This is a genomic window from Candidiatus Paracoxiella cheracis (assembly GCF_049348705.1).
Lineage (GTDB): Bacteria > Pseudomonadota > Gammaproteobacteria > Coxiellales > Coxiellaceae > Paracoxiella > Paracoxiella cheracis.
On record NZ_CP186485.1, the window covers coordinates 2,219,303 to 2,233,862 of the forward strand.

At 42.4% G+C, this 14,560-nt stretch carries 15 protein-coding genes and 2 pseudogenes; 6 read left to right on the forward strand and 11 right to left on the reverse strand.

All coding sequences use genetic code 11. The features are described 5' to 3' along the window. Nucleotides 1–88 precede the first annotated feature (88 nt). The 5 genes from ACJMKR_RS11680 to ACJMKR_RS11700 form a co-directional block, all read right to left on the reverse strand. The gene (locus ACJMKR_RS11680; RefSeq protein WP_423063212.1) at nucleotides 89–1,456 is read right to left on the reverse strand and encodes an MFS transporter; all 1,368 of its coding nucleotides are present in this window, start codon (nucleotides 1,454–1,456) and stop codon (nucleotides 89–91) included. Between the two features lie 102 nt (nucleotides 1,457–1,558). After that, the gene (rho, locus tag ACJMKR_RS11685) at nucleotides 1,559–2,818 is read right to left on the reverse strand and encodes a transcription termination factor Rho (RefSeq protein WP_423063213.1); all 1,260 of its coding nucleotides are present in this window, start codon (nucleotides 2,816–2,818) and stop codon (nucleotides 1,559–1,561) included. A gap of 260 nt (nucleotides 2,819–3,078) precedes the next feature. After that, nucleotides 3,079–3,405, reverse strand: a complete 327-nt coding sequence (gene trxA, locus ACJMKR_RS11690) for a thioredoxin TrxA (RefSeq protein WP_423063214.1) — start codon at nucleotides 3,403–3,405, stop codon at nucleotides 3,079–3,081. Between the two features lie 331 nt (nucleotides 3,406–3,736). Then, the gene (locus ACJMKR_RS11695; RefSeq protein ID WP_423063215.1) at nucleotides 3,737–4,390 is read right to left on the reverse strand and encodes a hypothetical protein; all 654 of its coding nucleotides are present in this window, start codon (nucleotides 4,388–4,390) and stop codon (nucleotides 3,737–3,739) included. An 8-nt stretch (nucleotides 4,391–4,398) separates the two neighbouring features. Next, the gene (locus ACJMKR_RS11700) at nucleotides 4,399–6,201 is read right to left on the reverse strand and encodes a hypothetical protein (protein ID WP_423063216.1); all 1,803 of its coding nucleotides are present in this window, start codon (nucleotides 6,199–6,201) and stop codon (nucleotides 4,399–4,401) included. A gap of 59 nt (nucleotides 6,202–6,260) precedes the next feature. Here ACJMKR_RS11700 and ACJMKR_RS11705 point away from each other — a divergent pair. Further along, nucleotides 6,261–7,011, forward strand: a pseudogene (locus ACJMKR_RS11705) (IS1 family transposase). On the opposite strand, the gene ACJMKR_RS11710 reads toward ACJMKR_RS11705, so the two are convergent. Then, the gene (locus tag ACJMKR_RS11710; protein ID WP_423063217.1) at nucleotides 7,008–7,388 is read right to left on the reverse strand and encodes a hypothetical protein; all 381 of its coding nucleotides are present in this window, start codon (nucleotides 7,386–7,388) and stop codon (nucleotides 7,008–7,010) included. The pseudogene ACJMKR_RS11705 and the gene ACJMKR_RS11710 sit on opposite strands and share 4 nt — an antisense overlap. Nucleotides 7,389–7,660: 272 nt before the next feature. On the opposite strand from ACJMKR_RS11710, the gene ACJMKR_RS11715 reads away from it, so the two are divergent. Beyond that, a complete protein-coding gene (locus ACJMKR_RS11715) occupies nucleotides 7,661–7,921 on the forward strand; it encodes a transposase (RefSeq protein WP_423063218.1) in 261 nt (86 codons plus the stop codon). 121 nt (nucleotides 7,922–8,042) lie between these two features. After that, a pseudogene (locus ACJMKR_RS12200) lies at nucleotides 8,043–8,186 on the forward strand (IS3 family transposase); the annotation flags it as partial. Between the two features lie 408 nt (nucleotides 8,187–8,594). Here ACJMKR_RS12200 and ACJMKR_RS11725 read toward each other — a convergent pair. From ACJMKR_RS11725 to ACJMKR_RS11745, 5 genes are all read right to left on the reverse strand, one after another. Continuing rightward, nucleotides 8,595–9,149 carry a YggT family protein gene (locus ACJMKR_RS11725; RefSeq protein WP_423063220.1) on the reverse strand — a complete coding sequence of 185 codons (555 nt, stop codon included), beginning with the start codon at nucleotides 9,147–9,149 and terminating at the stop codon, nucleotides 8,595–8,597. A 20-nt stretch (nucleotides 9,150–9,169) separates the two neighbouring features. Further along, entirely contained in the window at nucleotides 9,170–9,787 is a 618-nt protein-coding gene (locus ACJMKR_RS11730; RefSeq protein WP_423063221.1) for a pyrroline-5-carboxylate reductase family protein, read from the reverse strand. Nucleotides 9,788–9,907: 120 nt separating this feature from the next. Next, nucleotides 9,908–10,309 (reverse strand): pyrroline-5-carboxylate reductase family protein, encoded by a 402-nt coding sequence (locus tag ACJMKR_RS11735; RefSeq protein WP_423063222.1) that lies wholly within the window; start codon nucleotides 10,307–10,309, stop codon nucleotides 9,908–9,910. Further along, complete coding sequence (locus ACJMKR_RS11740) at nucleotides 10,233–10,916, reverse strand: YggS family pyridoxal phosphate-dependent enzyme (RefSeq protein WP_423063223.1); 684 nt, start codon at nucleotides 10,914–10,916, stop codon at nucleotides 10,233–10,235. Before ACJMKR_RS11740 ends, ACJMKR_RS11735 begins: the two co-directional genes overlap by 77 nt. After that, nucleotides 10,897–12,444, reverse strand: coding sequence for a phosphoenolpyruvate carboxykinase (locus ACJMKR_RS11745; protein ID WP_423063224.1), 1,548 nt, complete (start codon nucleotides 12,442–12,444; stop codon nucleotides 10,897–10,899). The genes ACJMKR_RS11740 and ACJMKR_RS11745 overlap by 20 nt, the downstream gene beginning before the upstream one ends. Before the next feature lie 122 nt (nucleotides 12,445–12,566). Here ACJMKR_RS11745 and ACJMKR_RS11750 point away from each other — a divergent pair, with 122 nt between their 5' ends. From ACJMKR_RS11750 to ACJMKR_RS11760, 3 genes are read left to right on the forward strand one after another with little or no spacing between them, the layout of a single operon-like run. Further along, entirely contained in the window at nucleotides 12,567–13,121 is a 555-nt protein-coding gene (locus tag ACJMKR_RS11750; protein WP_423063225.1) for a YqgE/AlgH family protein, read from the forward strand. Continuing rightward, nucleotides 13,114–13,509, forward strand: coding sequence for a Holliday junction resolvase RuvX (ruvX, locus tag ACJMKR_RS11755; protein ID WP_423063226.1), 396 nt, complete (start codon nucleotides 13,114–13,116; stop codon nucleotides 13,507–13,509). The genes ACJMKR_RS11750 and ruvX overlap by 8 nt, the downstream gene beginning before the upstream one ends. A gap of 1 nt (nucleotide 13,510) precedes the next feature. After that, on the forward strand, nucleotides 13,511–14,443 hold the full coding sequence (locus tag ACJMKR_RS11760; protein WP_423063227.1) for an aspartate carbamoyltransferase catalytic subunit: 933 nt from the start codon (nucleotides 13,511–13,513) through the stop codon (nucleotides 14,441–14,443). Nucleotides 14,444–14,560: the final 117 nt, after the last annotated feature.

Below are 14,560 nucleotides of genomic sequence, written 5' to 3' on the forward strand. Positions count from 1 at the left end.
GGCTCTTCTTTTGGTCATATTACAAACAGCTTATCTCAGCAGTGCTGATTATAACAGATTGATTATAAAAGAGTCACCTCAAGTTGGATCAGCGACCTTGCTCAGAGTGTGAGCTGATATCCTCGGTAGTATCCAAAGAAAGTCCTTTCATCTCAGGTACTAGGAACGTGATAAACACACCTAAGAGCGAAACAGCCGCCAATATTAACATGGTCACTGACATGCCAGCCGATTTCAGCACTAAAGGCAAAAAGAATGCCCCGATGAACGCGCCAACCTTGCCTATGGCGGCTGACAGACCATGCGCTCTAGCCCGCATGCTGGTTGGGTAGACTTCTGATGGAATTAAGAAAGTTGTTGTATTGGGGCCAAAGTTCACAAAAAAGAAACTAAGCCCAAAGATGGCAATAAATAATGGCAATATGTTGCTCACTCCTGGTATTACTGCAATGGCTAGATAACACAATCCGATAATCAAAAAACCGATAATTTGCAAAGCCTTCCGGCCAATCTTATCGACATACAAGGCTGCAAAGATGTAACCGGGTACCGCAAAACACAGAAAGATAAGCGCAGCTAATAGCGTATGCTGTAACAGATTTGCATGAGGGCTTATGGAATTCATGCTTAATACCGAAGATACACCATTTCCATAAAAAGCAACGTCAAGCAAAAACCAGGCTCCGGCGGTTCCGATCAAACATTTCAACCATTTCGACTGCAATAAGCTTTGCTTTTTAAAGCTACCTGCAACCGCGTCTTTGTAGCCACTCAAATGGCTGACAACGCGACTGACTTCAACTGGCGATTGTTTTGTCATTAAAAAGCGTTTCGATTCCGTTATTCTTCGTCTTAGATAAAAAACCGATGCTGCAGGTATCGCACCTACGCCCAACAATATCCGCCACACAATGTGATGCGGAATATGTAAAACCATAAGTAAAGATGCAAATAATGGACCGATAATTAATCCCAACGCTTGCATTGCAAACACCAATAAAACCAAAAACCCTCTATTTTTTCGGTTTGAGTGTTCGCTAGCCACCACGGCACTGGTTGGATAATCACCGCCGATACCAAACCCAACTAATATACGCGATAGCAATAGAAATACATAGGACGGAGAAACTGCCGATAAGATCGCACCGATGAATAAGATCATCACCTCAACGCCGTACATTTTCTTCCGACCAAATCTATCAACGCACCAACCGAAGAAGACAGCTCCCAGTGCTGCTGAGGCGAGTGAGGCGCCATTAAGCAATGATATTTGAGCTGTGGATAAGTGCCAAATTGGAGAGAGAAGTGCTGTAACAACACCGATAACGAAGAGATCATAGGCATCTGTAAAGAAACCCATTCCGGCGGTCACAATCATTCGAAAGTGAGATCGCCCTATTTTCTGCTCATCTAATTCTTTAAGTATTTGATTATCTGCTGTCACTTCTGTTTTCATCGCTCCTCATCGTCCTCCAATAATAGCTCAAAGGACGATATCAGCCAAATATGACAATTTAATGACATAAAAATTTAATTGCTTCCGTGACCCTTTTGCTCCTTATCCCCCTTTCATGCTGTCAAAAAACTTCTCGTTAGTCTTGGTGAGCTTCAATCGATCGATTAAGAATTCACTCGCAGCCAATTCATCCATCGGATGCAAGATTTTGCGAAGGATCCACACCTTCTGCAACTCATCCGGCTTCGTCATGAGTTCTTCACGACGCGTACCCGAACGATTGATATTAATTGCTGGGAAGATACGTTTCTCGGCGATCCGACGATCCAAATGAATTTCCATGTTACCGGTACCTTTGAATTCTTCATAAATGACATCATCCATCTTCGAGCCCGTATCCACCAATGCAGTTGCGATAATGGTTAAGCTGCCTCCCTCTTCGACATTTCGGGCTGCACCAAAAAATCGTTTGGGTCGTTGCAGTGCATTAGCATCAACACCGCCAGTCAATACCTTTCCTGATGCAGGAATAACAGTGTTGTACGCACGCGCTAATCGCGTGATGGAATCTAATAGAATAACAACGTCTTTTTTGTGTTCGACGAGTCGTTTTGCTTTTTCTATCACCATTTCGGCCACCTGTACGTGACGGGATGGTGGCTCATCAAACGTACTCGCAACAACCTCGCCACGCACCGAACGATCCATCTCTGTTACTTCTTCAGGACGCTCATCGATTAACAGCACGATTAAAATACATTCTGGATGATTGGTTGTAATCGAATGAGCAATGTTTTGCAGCATCATTGTCTTACCCGCTTTCGGCGGCGACACGATCAAACCACGTTGACCTTTACCAATCGGTGACACCAAATCAATGATTCGGGCCGTAATGTCTTCAGTACTGCCGTTACCAATTTCCATTCGAAGCAATTCGTTTGGAAAGAGTGGCGTTAAGTTTTCGAATAGTACCTTGCCCTTTGAGGCTTCCGGTTTTTCGTAATTAATTTCGTTAACCTGTAATAAAGCAAAATAACGTTCGCCTTCTTTGGGGGGACGAATTTTTCCGGAAATTGTATCGCCCGTTCTCATGCTAAATCGTCGTATCTGGCTCGGCGATACATAAATGTCATCGGGGCCTGCTAAATAAGAGCTATCGGCAGAGCGTAAAAATCCAAAACCATCTTGCAAAATTTCCAGAACACCATCACCAAAGATGTCTTCGCCCTTTTTGGCATGCGATTTTAGTATCGCAAAAATAATGTCTTGTTTGCGGGAGCGCGAAATATGTTCGAGCTTCATGTCTTGAGCAATTTGCGTTAATTCAGCAGCTGATTTCTGCTTTAGTTCAGTTAAGTTCATAGTAATTTATTTACCTTATATTGGTTGTTAAACATTAGTGAAATGCCAAGATGTGCTTATTGGTTTTAGAGCTTGCTCTCGCAACGTTTGAGTCGTATATCAATCCTCGATACGTAGTTTAATTGGACACTACTAGTTTGGCCCGTTTGTCCTGAAATCGATGGGATTATACCGGTTGGTATAAGATATTATATGCCTATTTCAGCAAAGATGCCAATATATCTATTCGACTGTAAAATTGCAAGTTCCGCAAGCCTGGACTAGATGTTTTCGTCTACAAATGCTGCGAGCTGTGACTTGCTCAGTGCCCCGACCTTGGTGGCAACCACGTTACCTCCTTTAAATAGGAGTAGGCTGGGAATGCCACGGACACCATATTTTGCGGGTGTTTCGGCGTTATCATCCACATTCACTTTCACAACTTTGATTCGACCCGAATATTCTTTGGCAATCTCATCTACAATCGGGCTAATCATTTTGCATGGCTGGCACCATTCAGCCCAAAAGTCGACGAGAACAGGGAGATCAGCTTTCAAAACATCATTTTCGAAGTTAGCATCACTGCTGGAATGGACATTCTGACTCATAAGTAAACCCCATTATTTATTGCCATGTGCTGCTCATCCTAATCGAAACCAGCACGCGAATCAAACCTTCACCACAAATATAAATTTTATAAAAGTTATTCAATGAGTTATGTAGCTCTTTAAAAATCCGAGCAAGTATTTAAATGCAGGTATAATGGTTTCATGTAGCAAGCTTGTTGAAATAACTGATTGATCATTTCAAATTTAGATATAGTTATCCTCACTGAATACTTCATTAAGTAGTCAGATAACATAGATCACAGACTGACACGACCCTCACTTACACCACCGTCTGTGATTTTGGTCTGGAATATTATGAAGGTAATCATCATTAGTCATTAGGAAAAAGACTATCCCGTGATAATTTGTGAGCAGGTTCACTCTCGGCGCTATTAATTTTGCTTGTTGAAAAGAATGCTCGATTATATGGACGCTTGCGCGATTGCCTATTGTTTTCAGGATCATTTGTAGAGTTAGTGCTATTGTTAACAGAAAACTCAGACTGGTTGTCAACACCGAGGAACGGCGCTTGTATTTGCAAAAGATCCTTTGCCATCTTCACGAGCTCAATTATATCAGCATTAGTCGGATTTTTGTTCAGTGTTTCCATCAGCCAATGAAGGGGCGTCGCGCCTTTCCAACTTCCCACTTCCATAGCCGTACGCCAAGCGGGTCCACCTGCGTTTGCCGCTGCCAGCTTCGCGACTTCACATAAATTAGCATTAGTCGGATTTTTGTTCAGTGCTCCCATCAGCCAATGGAGCGGCGTCACCCCTTTCCAACTTCCCATCTCCAGAGCCGTACCCCAAGCGGCTCCATCTGCGTTTGCCGCTGCCATCTTCGCAATTTCAATTAAATTAGCATTAGCCGAATTCTTGTTCAGTGCTCCCATCAGCCCATGAAGCGGGGCCGCCCCTTTGAGATCTCCCATCTCTAAAGTTCTGCCCCAAGAGGCTTCACCTGCGTTTGCCGCTGCCATCTTCACGAGCTCAATTACTCAATTAAATTAGCATTAGCATTAGCATCTATCGAATTTTTGTGCAAGACCCCCATTAACCAATGAAGCGGCGTCGCCCCTTTCTCATTCCCCATCTCCAAAGCTCTATCCCAAGCGGCTTCACCTGCGTTTGCCGCTGCCAGCTTCGCGACTTCAATTAAAGCAGCATTAGCATCTGTAGAATTTTTGCTCAAGGCCCCCATTAGCCCATGAAGCGGCGTCGCCCCTTTCCAACTTCCCACCTCCAGAGCCGTACCCCAAGTGGCTCCACTTGCGTTTGCCGCTGCCAGCTTCGCGGCTTCACATAAATTAGGATCAGTAGCGTTTTTGAACAATGCTCCCATCAGCCCATACAGCGGGGTCCCCCCTTTCTCATTTCCCACCTCCAAAATTCTACCCCAAGCAGCTTCACCTGCATTTGCCGCTGCCAGCTTCGCGAGCTCAATTAAATTAGTATTAGTAGGATTTTTGATCAGTGTCCTCATCAGCCCATAAAGCGGCGTCGCCCCCTTATCATTTTCCATCTCCAGTGCCGTACCCCAAGCGGCTTCACCTGCGTTTGCCGCTGCCAGCTTTGCGACTTCAATTAAAGCTGGATCATGAGGGTTTCCGTACAATGCCGAAAATAGGTCTAGAAACTCGATATTTTTCAGTATTGTATGGCGTACATCAGATTTATTTGCGGCACCCCAACGACCTGAAGATAAATAAAGCGCTGCCATATATCCAATTTCTGTTTTTGAAAAATTATTTGCTATCTTCTCAATCAATAAGTGTTCTATACTTGAGTCTTCCGGCCTTCCTAATTCCTTTAGTAAATGCTCAAATGCTTGTGGTTTCTTTGACATTTTTTCCAAAAAGGTGCTTATTTCAATCGGTTTGTCCTCAAATATAAGAACGTCCTCCCAACCTTGCGGAAAGGATAAATTTAACTTTTGGTCAGCTATTTCTTCTTCCAGCCAGGCAGCACTTAACACACCTTGCTTAAAGCCAATAATTTTTTTTTCTTGATCGTCCATTGAGTTATTGCTTTTTCCTTCTACTGCTTCCCTCTCTACTTCTTCCCCTTTTATTATTTTTTTTTGAAAATACAAACCATATAAAACAAACGACTCAATGTGCTTTAAGAAGCTATCCTGTACAGACAAAATTTCATCATCGTTTAATGTAACTATGCTCCAAAATGAAAGCTCATTAATCCCAATTTCCCGAAATAAATTCTGTATTTCTTTGGAAAACTCTGGATATTGCTCATTCGAAATAATAAAACTAGGTGCATTATCCGTTCCGACATTCACACCCGTTTTTTTTATCAAGCTATCAACAGCGTCTCTAAAGCATTGCACTACATACGAACACGCCTCTTCTTGGTATCGCTGACGAAAACTGTCGTAAATCCGAGAAAGGTCATTCTCTTCTAGATTAGCAAGCTCATAAAAAATATCTTTTAATTGATTTTGATGGAACAAAAGATTCCAGTTATTATCACTTGCATATTTATAAAAGGCATTATGCACATGAATACTATTTCCATCATTAATCCTTTTACTCTTAATATGCTCTTCAGAAAGTTGCTTTACAATAATTGTTCTTAAATTAGCTAGCCAATAAGAGAGGGTAGAGCTGCTATAGCAAGCAGAGTGTGTATCATCCACCTTAGTTATAATACCTGGACCACAAACATTTATCCCACTCAATAAGTTATTAGCGATTTGATGAAGCTCATCTTTTTGTCGAACAGGATCGTTCAAAGCATAATAAATTTCTTCTAACTGTATCTTTAACGGGTAGTGCCTCATTTTTGTTGATGTGATATATTTTGCTATTTCAGAAAATCATTAGGATAAGGATTGAATGAATGGCAAGAATCAATGTTGCTTGCCCCTGCTGCTGTTTACATGAGGTTGTAAAATTTGGCGTCAGCAGTACAGGAAAGCAAAGGTTTCAATGTAAAAATAATGCTTGTGAGAAAAATACATTTCTTCTAGATTACACACATAATGCTCGTGCCCCTGGTGTTAAAGATAAAATAGTTGATATGGCAATGAATGGTAGTGGCGTCAGAGATACTGCACGCGTTTTACGTATTAGCATTAACACTGTTATTGGTGAATTAAAAAAAGGGTGAAGGTTTGGAGAGCGTCAATACACGACTTTTAAAGGAAAAAGAATCACTTGGTGCGTCTGTTACTGTTAATGTTGTACAAGTTGAAGAAGCGGAGCTGGATGAAATGTGGAGTTTTGTTCGAAATAAACAGAATCAACGTTGGCTTTGGCATGCGATTGATCACCATACACATGAGGTGTTAGCTTATCATTTTGGTCCAAGAAAAGATTCAGCATTTAAAGCACTGAAAGAAAAACTGAGCTCATTTGATATCAACTTTTACTATACAGATGATTGGGGTGCTTATGAAAGACACCTGCCTCAATCAAAACATTTGGTGGGAAAGCAAAATACCCAAGCGATTGAACGAAAGCATCTCACGTTGCGCACACGAATAAAGCGATTAGCGAGAAAGACGATTTGCTTTTCTAAACTGGATAAATTGCACGACATTGTCATCGGATTATTTATCAATAGGCACGAGTTTGGGAGGGTTATTTAGATGCCATCAACAAAAATGAGGCACCACCTCTTTAACGACTCAAAAACATGATCAGATACACGCGGTAATCGACCATATCCTCGTGTAGATATACTTTCCAAAACACCATCAATCACACCCTCATTAAATCTATTCCTTTCTGGCAATCCATTCTCATTAGCCCACCTGTTTACTGCAAAAAACATATGTTTCAGTTGCTCAGTAAACGAGGGATTTATCTCATTATTAGAGGATCTAATTGATGTTGTATGCTCCTCTCCTGGAGACAATTCTAATTTATTACAGAGCAAGCTCCGGTGAGGGCGATCAGTCTGGGCTGGGGCAAATGCAAGCTCATGATCTAAATGAAATTGTGGTTTGCAAATGATTATCTTCATTTTCTGCTCGTTTATTCAAGGTTCCTATCTCGCTCGAATGAAGTCACATCCTTAGACTCAAAGACCCCATTCGGCTTTTGAAACCAAGGGTAATATGGTTACAAAAAACCATTAATGTTTTATGAAAAAAAGAATAAACTCTAGGGGATATTTCTGTATAAAAATTAACATGCCTTTGTTTTTTTGCATGATGTCCTATAAGGTTCAACTATCGTAAGTAATCTAGACCCGAATTTCCGGACACTTCATAATCCAAAATGAGGAGCTGTCCGATGACAATTAAATCTCGTTATGACCAAGATTTTAAAGATGGGGCTGTTAAACTAGCTCAAGAGTCTCATAAGCCGATTGCTCAAATTGCACAAGAGCTTGGCGTCAAACCTACCTTACTTTACAGTTGGCTAAAGAAAGAACGCCAGCCACAAGAGGTAAAAGCAGCCATGCAACAGTTAAGCCAACAAGAGGCTGAAATTAACCAGTTAAAACGAGAGCTTAGACGTGTTACCAAGGAGCGTGACATCTTAAAAAAGTAACGGTGTTCTTCGCGAAGGATCACGAGTGAGGTTCGCCTGGATAAAACAACATCGTGATCATTGGGGAATAAGTACTCTGTGTCGCGTTTTGCAGGTATCCCGTAGCGGCTATTACGAATGGATGGGTCGCGCGCCATCGCAACGTGATTTGGAAAATCAGTTTTTAGACCAGAAAATTATTGAGATTTACCAATTTCATCAAGGACGTTATGGTGGTTTTCGTATTTGGCAGGAGTTGTTGATGGCGGGTATACGTTGTAGCTTGAATCGTGTTAAAAGGCGGTTAACTGGATTGAATTTAAAAGCAAAAACGAAGCGTAGATTTAAAGCAACCACCGATTCTGCTCATCAATATCCTGTTGCTCCGAATTTATTAAATCGCGATTTTACAACAACAGCACCCAATCAAAAATAGGTGGGTGATATTACGTATATCCCTACCGCACAAGGTTGGCTGATCTAGACCCGAATTTCCGGACACTTCATAATCCAAAATGAGGAGCTGTCCGGTAAAACGAGTCTACATCATACACCATAGACTGATGTTTTACAAAACCGCACTAAACAGCTTAGGGATGGCGCCTCCCGAAAACAAAAATCCCTTCTCGCACTTGCAAGCAATTGAAATCAATAAAATGTTTTAAGTTTTTAAACCGATTTCTAGGGGGAACCTCTAAGTAAACGCTAACTTCATGCCGGTATTTATTAAAGCACCAAAACCATAAGCTGAAATGAGTTGCAAGGCAATCAAGACAGGGATCGGAGATAAATCAAAACCAGCTATTGTGGGTATGAGTCTGCGCGCAGGTTTCATGATCGGTTCTGTAATGAGAAAAACAACTTCAGCAATCGGGCTCTGTTGCAATGACACAACCCAGCTCATAATCGCCCTTACAATAATTGCATAAAAATATAAATTAACAAATTTATTACCTATCATTCCAATAGAAATGACAATCGTCCCCCAAAGCCCGGGCACAACCTTAAAACGCAGCCAAATTGTCAGCAATGTTTCAATCACTGCAAATAATAAAATTAAAAATATAATGGCAAAATCAAATCCTTTAAACCCCGGCAATACCTTTTGCATGGGTGTGACAAAAACATTGGTGAGCTTAATAATTAATTGTGAAAATGGATTATGATAACTTGCGCCAAGTTTTTGCATGAGTAGGCGTACTATTAAAATAATAATATAGATATCAAAAACAAGATCGACTAAAAACATGCCAGCATTGCTCAGTGTTGTCATAATGACTCCGCTACTTTTACAGTGTGATTATGAGCTGCCTTCAAAGCAGCTTCAAATATATTTCGAATACCACGTTCTTCAAATACTTTTATCCCTTGTTCTGTCGACCCACCGGGCACTGTAATAAAACGCCGCAACTCAGTCACATCGTGCTCCGATTCCAATGCCATGCGCGCAGCACCCTGTACGGTTTGCAACGTTAGCAAACGTGCATTTTCTTCAGATAAACCCAGCGCTTCGCCCGCTGCTTGCAGTGCTTCCATAACGAGAAAAACATAAGCAGGACCTGATCCTGACAGTGCCGCTACTGCATTAATCAAACTTTCATTGTCGACCCAAATAACAATACCGACAGCTCGCATAATATGCTCACTCAAGCTTTTTTGTTCTGGCGTTACATTTACATTAGCATACAATCCGCTTGCACCCGCACCCACCGACGATGGGGTGTTCGGCATAACTCGTACAATGGCAGCATCATTACCCAACCATTCACGCATATGCGAATCATTCACATCGCTTGCAACTGAAATAATTAAAGGTGATTTTTCAGCAACAATATCTTTAATTTCTTCACAAACTGTTTTTACAGCACCGGGTTCAACCGCAATCACAACGATACAAGCGTGTCGCGATGCTCGTGATAGATTATTGCCATCCCTGTCAATAATCGACTCGCAATACGCGACAACTTAAATAGCCGCGGACGTCCTCGTCGCCCGCGCTCCGCGACCTCACGGCTCGACTACGCACGGGCTCTCAAATGACTTGACGGCTCGTAAAGATTTTTTGCAGTCGCTTACGCTCGGCAAAAAATCCGAGCCTACCGCGGAATACGCGCCTTCGCTTCGCTCTCCATGGCGCGCATCGGCTGCATGCGACACACCTTCACGATTTTCTTGCGTCGTGTGCACCCCCAATTTTTCTCGGAAAAAATTTAATTTTTCTGTGCCACGATTTGTTACCCAGATTTGATTCGGATCATATTCACTGTTGACCAACCCAATGATGATATTGCGCGCCATGTTGCCGCCGCCGATGAAAGTGATTGTTGGTTTTTCATTCTCGCTCTCCAAATAATGCCGTCCCAATTCTAACAATTGTGCTTCCTTCCGCAATAGCCGCTTCAAAGTCATGCGACATGCCCATCGATAACGTGTCTAAATCAAAGCCTTGTTCGACGAGTGTGTTTTGTGCCTCAGCCACTGCATGATATATTTTGCGCTGCGCTGAAAAATCGTCGACATAGGCAGGTATCGCCATCAATCCCCGTAATTTTAAATGCTCTAACTGAGTAATGGCGCTCGCTAATTCGGATAGTTCTGACACGCAAACACCTTGCTTATTCGCTTCATCGCTAATGTTAATTTGAATGCAAACATTTAGAGGCGGAAGATGATTAGGGCGCTGTTGATTTAATCGCTCTGCAATTTTAGTCCGAGCAACCCCGTGGGCCCAGGCAAAATTTTCTGCGATAGCGCGTGTTTTATTCACTTGAATACCACCGATAAAATGCCATTCGAGAGAACTATCTTGAAGCACTTTAATTTTTGATAGGGCTTCTTGTAAATAATTTTCACCGAAATACGTTTGCCCTGCGGCAATAGCCGCTTTAATTTTTTCAATGCTTTGTTTTTTACTAACCGCTAATAATCGGACTGAATTTTCTGCGCGATGATATTTTTTTTCAGCCGCGCGAATCCGTTTGTTAATTGCGAATAAATTAGATGACAGGGCCGGCATGTCGAATCGCCTCTGGTACTTCAAACTTTGTGAAATTATCTCTAAATTTTTCCATGAGGGCTTTGATTTGCGAATCATATGCGTTGACGTCAGACCATGTATTCCGTGGATTCAGCACCTTGCTATCAACACCAGGCACTTCTTTTGGTATCGCAATTCCAAATCCTGGCAGTATTTCTGTCGGCTTATCGATTAATGCATCACTTAAAATAGCATTGATCACAGCACGCGTTGTTGGAATCGAAAATCGCTGCCCACCTTCACCATAAGCACCACCTGACCATCCGGTGTTGACCAAATAAACTTGGCACCCCGCATCCTCAACGCGCTTCATTAATAGCTCCGCATAAACCGTCGCGGGTCTTGGGAAAAACGGTGCACCAAAGCATGTGCTAAACGTAGGCGTCACACCCTTTGCACTGCCAAGCTCCGTGCTGCCCACAAGTGCTGTATATCCGCTTAAAAAGTGATAGGCAGCTTGCTCTTTCGTTAAAAGCGCAACCGGTGGCAATACACCATAAAGATCGCATGTTAAAAAAATCACTGCCTTTGGTAAGCCACCTTTGTTTTCTTCAACACGCAGCGGAATATGTTCGCGCGGATAAGCAGCGCGTGAATTTTGTGTTAGTGAGCTGTCGCTGTAATCCGGCTCACCATTTTCTTTTAAGACAACATTTTCCATGATTGCACCACGACGTATTGCATCCCAGATAACGGGTTCACGGTCACGGGATAAATCGATGCATTTTGCATAGCAGCCACCTTCAAAGTTAAATACACCCGTGTTACTCCAACCGTGCTCATCATCACCAATCAGATAACGTTGCGGATCAGCAGACAAGGTCGTTTTTCCTGTCCCCGATAGGCCAAAAAATAATGCGACGTCGCCATCTTTACCCATGTTTGCAGCACAATGCATCGGCAAAACATCGTGCGCGGGTAAAAAATAATTTAATACTGAGAACATCGCTTTTTTCATTTCCCCGGCATATGGCATTCCAACAAGCAATACTTTTCGTTGTGAAAAATTAATCATTACCGTGCCATCACTATTTACATGATCACGTTCTGGATCTGTTTTCATGTTGGGTGCACTTAAAATAGTCCAAGGTTCTTTACCAGATGCATCATTTTCTTTGGGGCGAATGAATAAATTACGCGCAAATAAATTGTGCCAGGCTGTTTCAGTTATTACATCAAGGGGAAGAAAATATTCATCATCAGCTCCGACACGCAGGTGTGAAATATAAACAGGAACATTCGACAAATATTCACGAGTGCGCGCCCATAAAGCGTCAAAATATTCCGGATCGATAGGTTGATTGACCGATCCCCACTGGACAGTGTTTGCCGTTTCTTTATCGTTGACAATAAAACGATCTTTTGGTGATCGACCTGTTCGCTTACCCGTTGAGACTGACAGTGCTCCGGTTACGCTTAGCACTCCCTCACCGTTTTTCACTGCTTCATCGATCAGCGCTTCACTCGAAAGATCGTTATGGATGTGTTTAGAGGCGACTTGATTCATATGGGTTTCCCTCAATTGCTCTGGCAAACTAACTCGCAACGAAGGAACATTATTGCAAATTCTCCACGCCCTGAATAGGAGGTATTGCTACCGGAGGCGTATCCAAGCATACTTACCTTACAATGATTAAAACTAACATACTGACTAATCACTTTTTGGTCGCCATGCCAAACCTCGTTGATTTGAACTTTACCAGAGCGGTTGTTTATCTCTATGAGCACACCAAAGACGGCGCCTTGGGAATGATTATTAATCAACCTCTCCAAATTAACTTGGGTAGCGTGCTCAATCACCTTGATATTTCAGTCACAAAAACAGAGCTTGCTGACTATCCTGTTTTTATGGGCGGCCCGGTAGGCCAAGAGCATGGCTTTATCATTTATGATCAAGAAGCTAAGGGCCCCAATGATGCTAAAGAGCTCCTTGTATCGGCATCAAAAGAAATGCTACAGGAGATTGCGGCTGGCAAAGGACCAAACGATTTTATTATCACATTAGGCTATTCCGGCTGGGAGTCTGGGCAGCTCGAGAGGGAAATTGCTCGAAATGACTGGCTAATCGTCCCTTATAACCGCGATATTTTGTTCAAAACCCCGATAGAAAAACGCTGGCAAGACACGGCTGCTTTGATTGGGGTTGATATACTCCACCTTTCCGATCAGGTGGGGCATGCCTAAACACAACACCTTGCTGGGCTTCGATTTTGGTATGCGCAGAATTGGCGTTGCGGTCGGACAAATGATCACTCGAACTGCCAACCCGGTGGCTGTCTTAAATGCACGCGATGGTGTACCCAATTGGGAACATGTTCAAGAGTTGATAGATACCTGGAATATTGATGCGATCGTGGTGGGAATTCCCTTGAACATGGATGGATCTAAACAACCGGTGACTTTCGCAGCACAACGATTCGCGAACAAATTAAGCTCTCGATACGGTTTGCCTGTATATACAGTTGATGAAAGATTAACCACCCTTGAAGCTAAGCGTCACCAGCAAAAAGAACTTGACAGTTACGCTGCGAAGCTTATCTTAGAACAATGGCTACGTGAACAGGACTCATAACATGTCCCATACGAATACGTTACAGCATCTTATCAGCATGAAGTCGCTAGATCGCGACATGATCGAAGCAATTTTAAATAAAGCTGAATATTTTCTACACGATGCAATCCCCAATAACAAAGTAACGGATTCGTTAAAAGACCGAATCGTTGCTAATTTGTTTTTTGAGCCCAGTACGCGCACGCGCAACTCTTTTATCATCGCTGCTAAGCGATTGAATGCGACCGTCGTACTGAATCCACATTTACCACACTCCGCCGTCGTCAAAGGCGAGTCATTATTGGATACAATCTGGACATTCGAAGCCATGGGCGTCTCTGATTTTATCATTCGCCATGCCGAAAACGGCCTTCCCGAGTGGGTTTCACAAGAGTTAAAAACATCTGCGGCCGTCATCAATGCTGGCGATGGGACCAACCAACACCCCACCCAAGCCCTCATTGATTTACTTACAATTCGTCAACACAAAAAATCCTGGGAATCATTGACCGTCACTATCATTGGAGACATCATTCATTCACGTGTTGCACACTCATTAATCGATGGATTAACCCTAATGGGCGTTGCGCAAATTCATTTAGTGGCGCCCCCGAAATTATTACCTGATCACGAACTTCCTGAAAATATTCTGACCTTTAATTCATTAGAGGATGGCATTAAAGATAGTGATGTCATTGTCACCTTGCGTATACAAAAAGAACGCCATGAAAAACTCGATGACTCAGAATTTAATTCTTTTCGTGAACATTTTTGCCTCACTAAACAAAAATTGACCTTGGCAAAATCAAACGCAATCATACTCCATCCCGGCCCTATGAATCGCGACGTTGAAATCGCTTCAGAAGTGGCTGATAGCTCGCAATCCGTTATTTTAAAACAAGTTCATAATGGGATTGGTATTCGCATGGCCGTTTTTGATCTTCTTCGCACATGAAAATAAAATATTATTTTCCTCTTTTTGTGCATTTGTCTCTGGATAACTTATCCACAGTTCTATAGAATATGACACCTAAATTTTTTCAATGGATGAAATCTACAAAGGACTACCACC

Excerpts from the sequence above, each read along its gene's own strand:
- rho (WP_423063213.1), bottom strand. The coding sequence starts at position 2,818 with ATGAACTTAACTGAACTAAAGCAGAAATCAGCTGCTGAATTAACGCAA.
- ACJMKR_RS11745 (WP_423063224.1), bottom strand. The coding sequence starts at position 12,444 with ATGAATCAAGTCGCCTCTAAACACATCCATAACGATCTTTCGAGTGAA.
- ACJMKR_RS11750 (WP_423063225.1), top strand. The coding sequence starts at position 12,567 with ATGATTAAAACTAACATACTGACTAATCACTTTTTGGTCGCCATGCCA.
- ACJMKR_RS11700 (WP_423063216.1), bottom strand. The coding sequence starts at position 6,201 with ATGAGGCACTACCCGTTAAAGATACAGTTAGAAGAAATTTATTATGCT.
- ACJMKR_RS11725 (WP_423063220.1), bottom strand. The coding sequence starts at position 9,149 with ATGTTTTTAGTCGATCTTGTTTTTGATATCTATATTATTATTTTAATA.
- ACJMKR_RS11760 (WP_423063227.1), top strand. The coding sequence starts at position 13,511 with ATGTCCCATACGAATACGTTACAGCATCTTATCAGCATGAAGTCGCTA.
- ACJMKR_RS11715 (WP_423063218.1), top strand. The coding sequence starts at position 7,661 with ATGACAATTAAATCTCGTTATGACCAAGATTTTAAAGATGGGGCTGTT.
- ACJMKR_RS11710 (WP_423063217.1), bottom strand. The coding sequence starts at position 7,388 with ATGAAGATAATCATTTGCAAACCACAATTTCATTTAGATCATGAGCTT.
- ACJMKR_RS11740 (WP_423063223.1), bottom strand. The coding sequence starts at position 10,916 with ATGCCGGCCCTGTCATCTAATTTATTCGCAATTAACAAACGGATTCGC.
- ACJMKR_RS11735 (WP_423063222.1), bottom strand. The coding sequence starts at position 10,309 with ATGACTTTGAAGCGGCTATTGCGGAAGGAAGCACAATTGTTAGAATTG.
- ruvX (WP_423063226.1), top strand. The coding sequence starts at position 13,114 with ATGCCTAAACACAACACCTTGCTGGGCTTCGATTTTGGTATGCGCAGA.
- ACJMKR_RS11680 (WP_423063212.1), bottom strand. The coding sequence starts at position 1,456 with ATGAAAACAGAAGTGACAGCAGATAATCAAATACTTAAAGAATTAGAT.
- trxA (WP_423063214.1), bottom strand. The coding sequence starts at position 3,405 with ATGAGTCAGAATGTCCATTCCAGCAGTGATGCTAACTTCGAAAATGAT.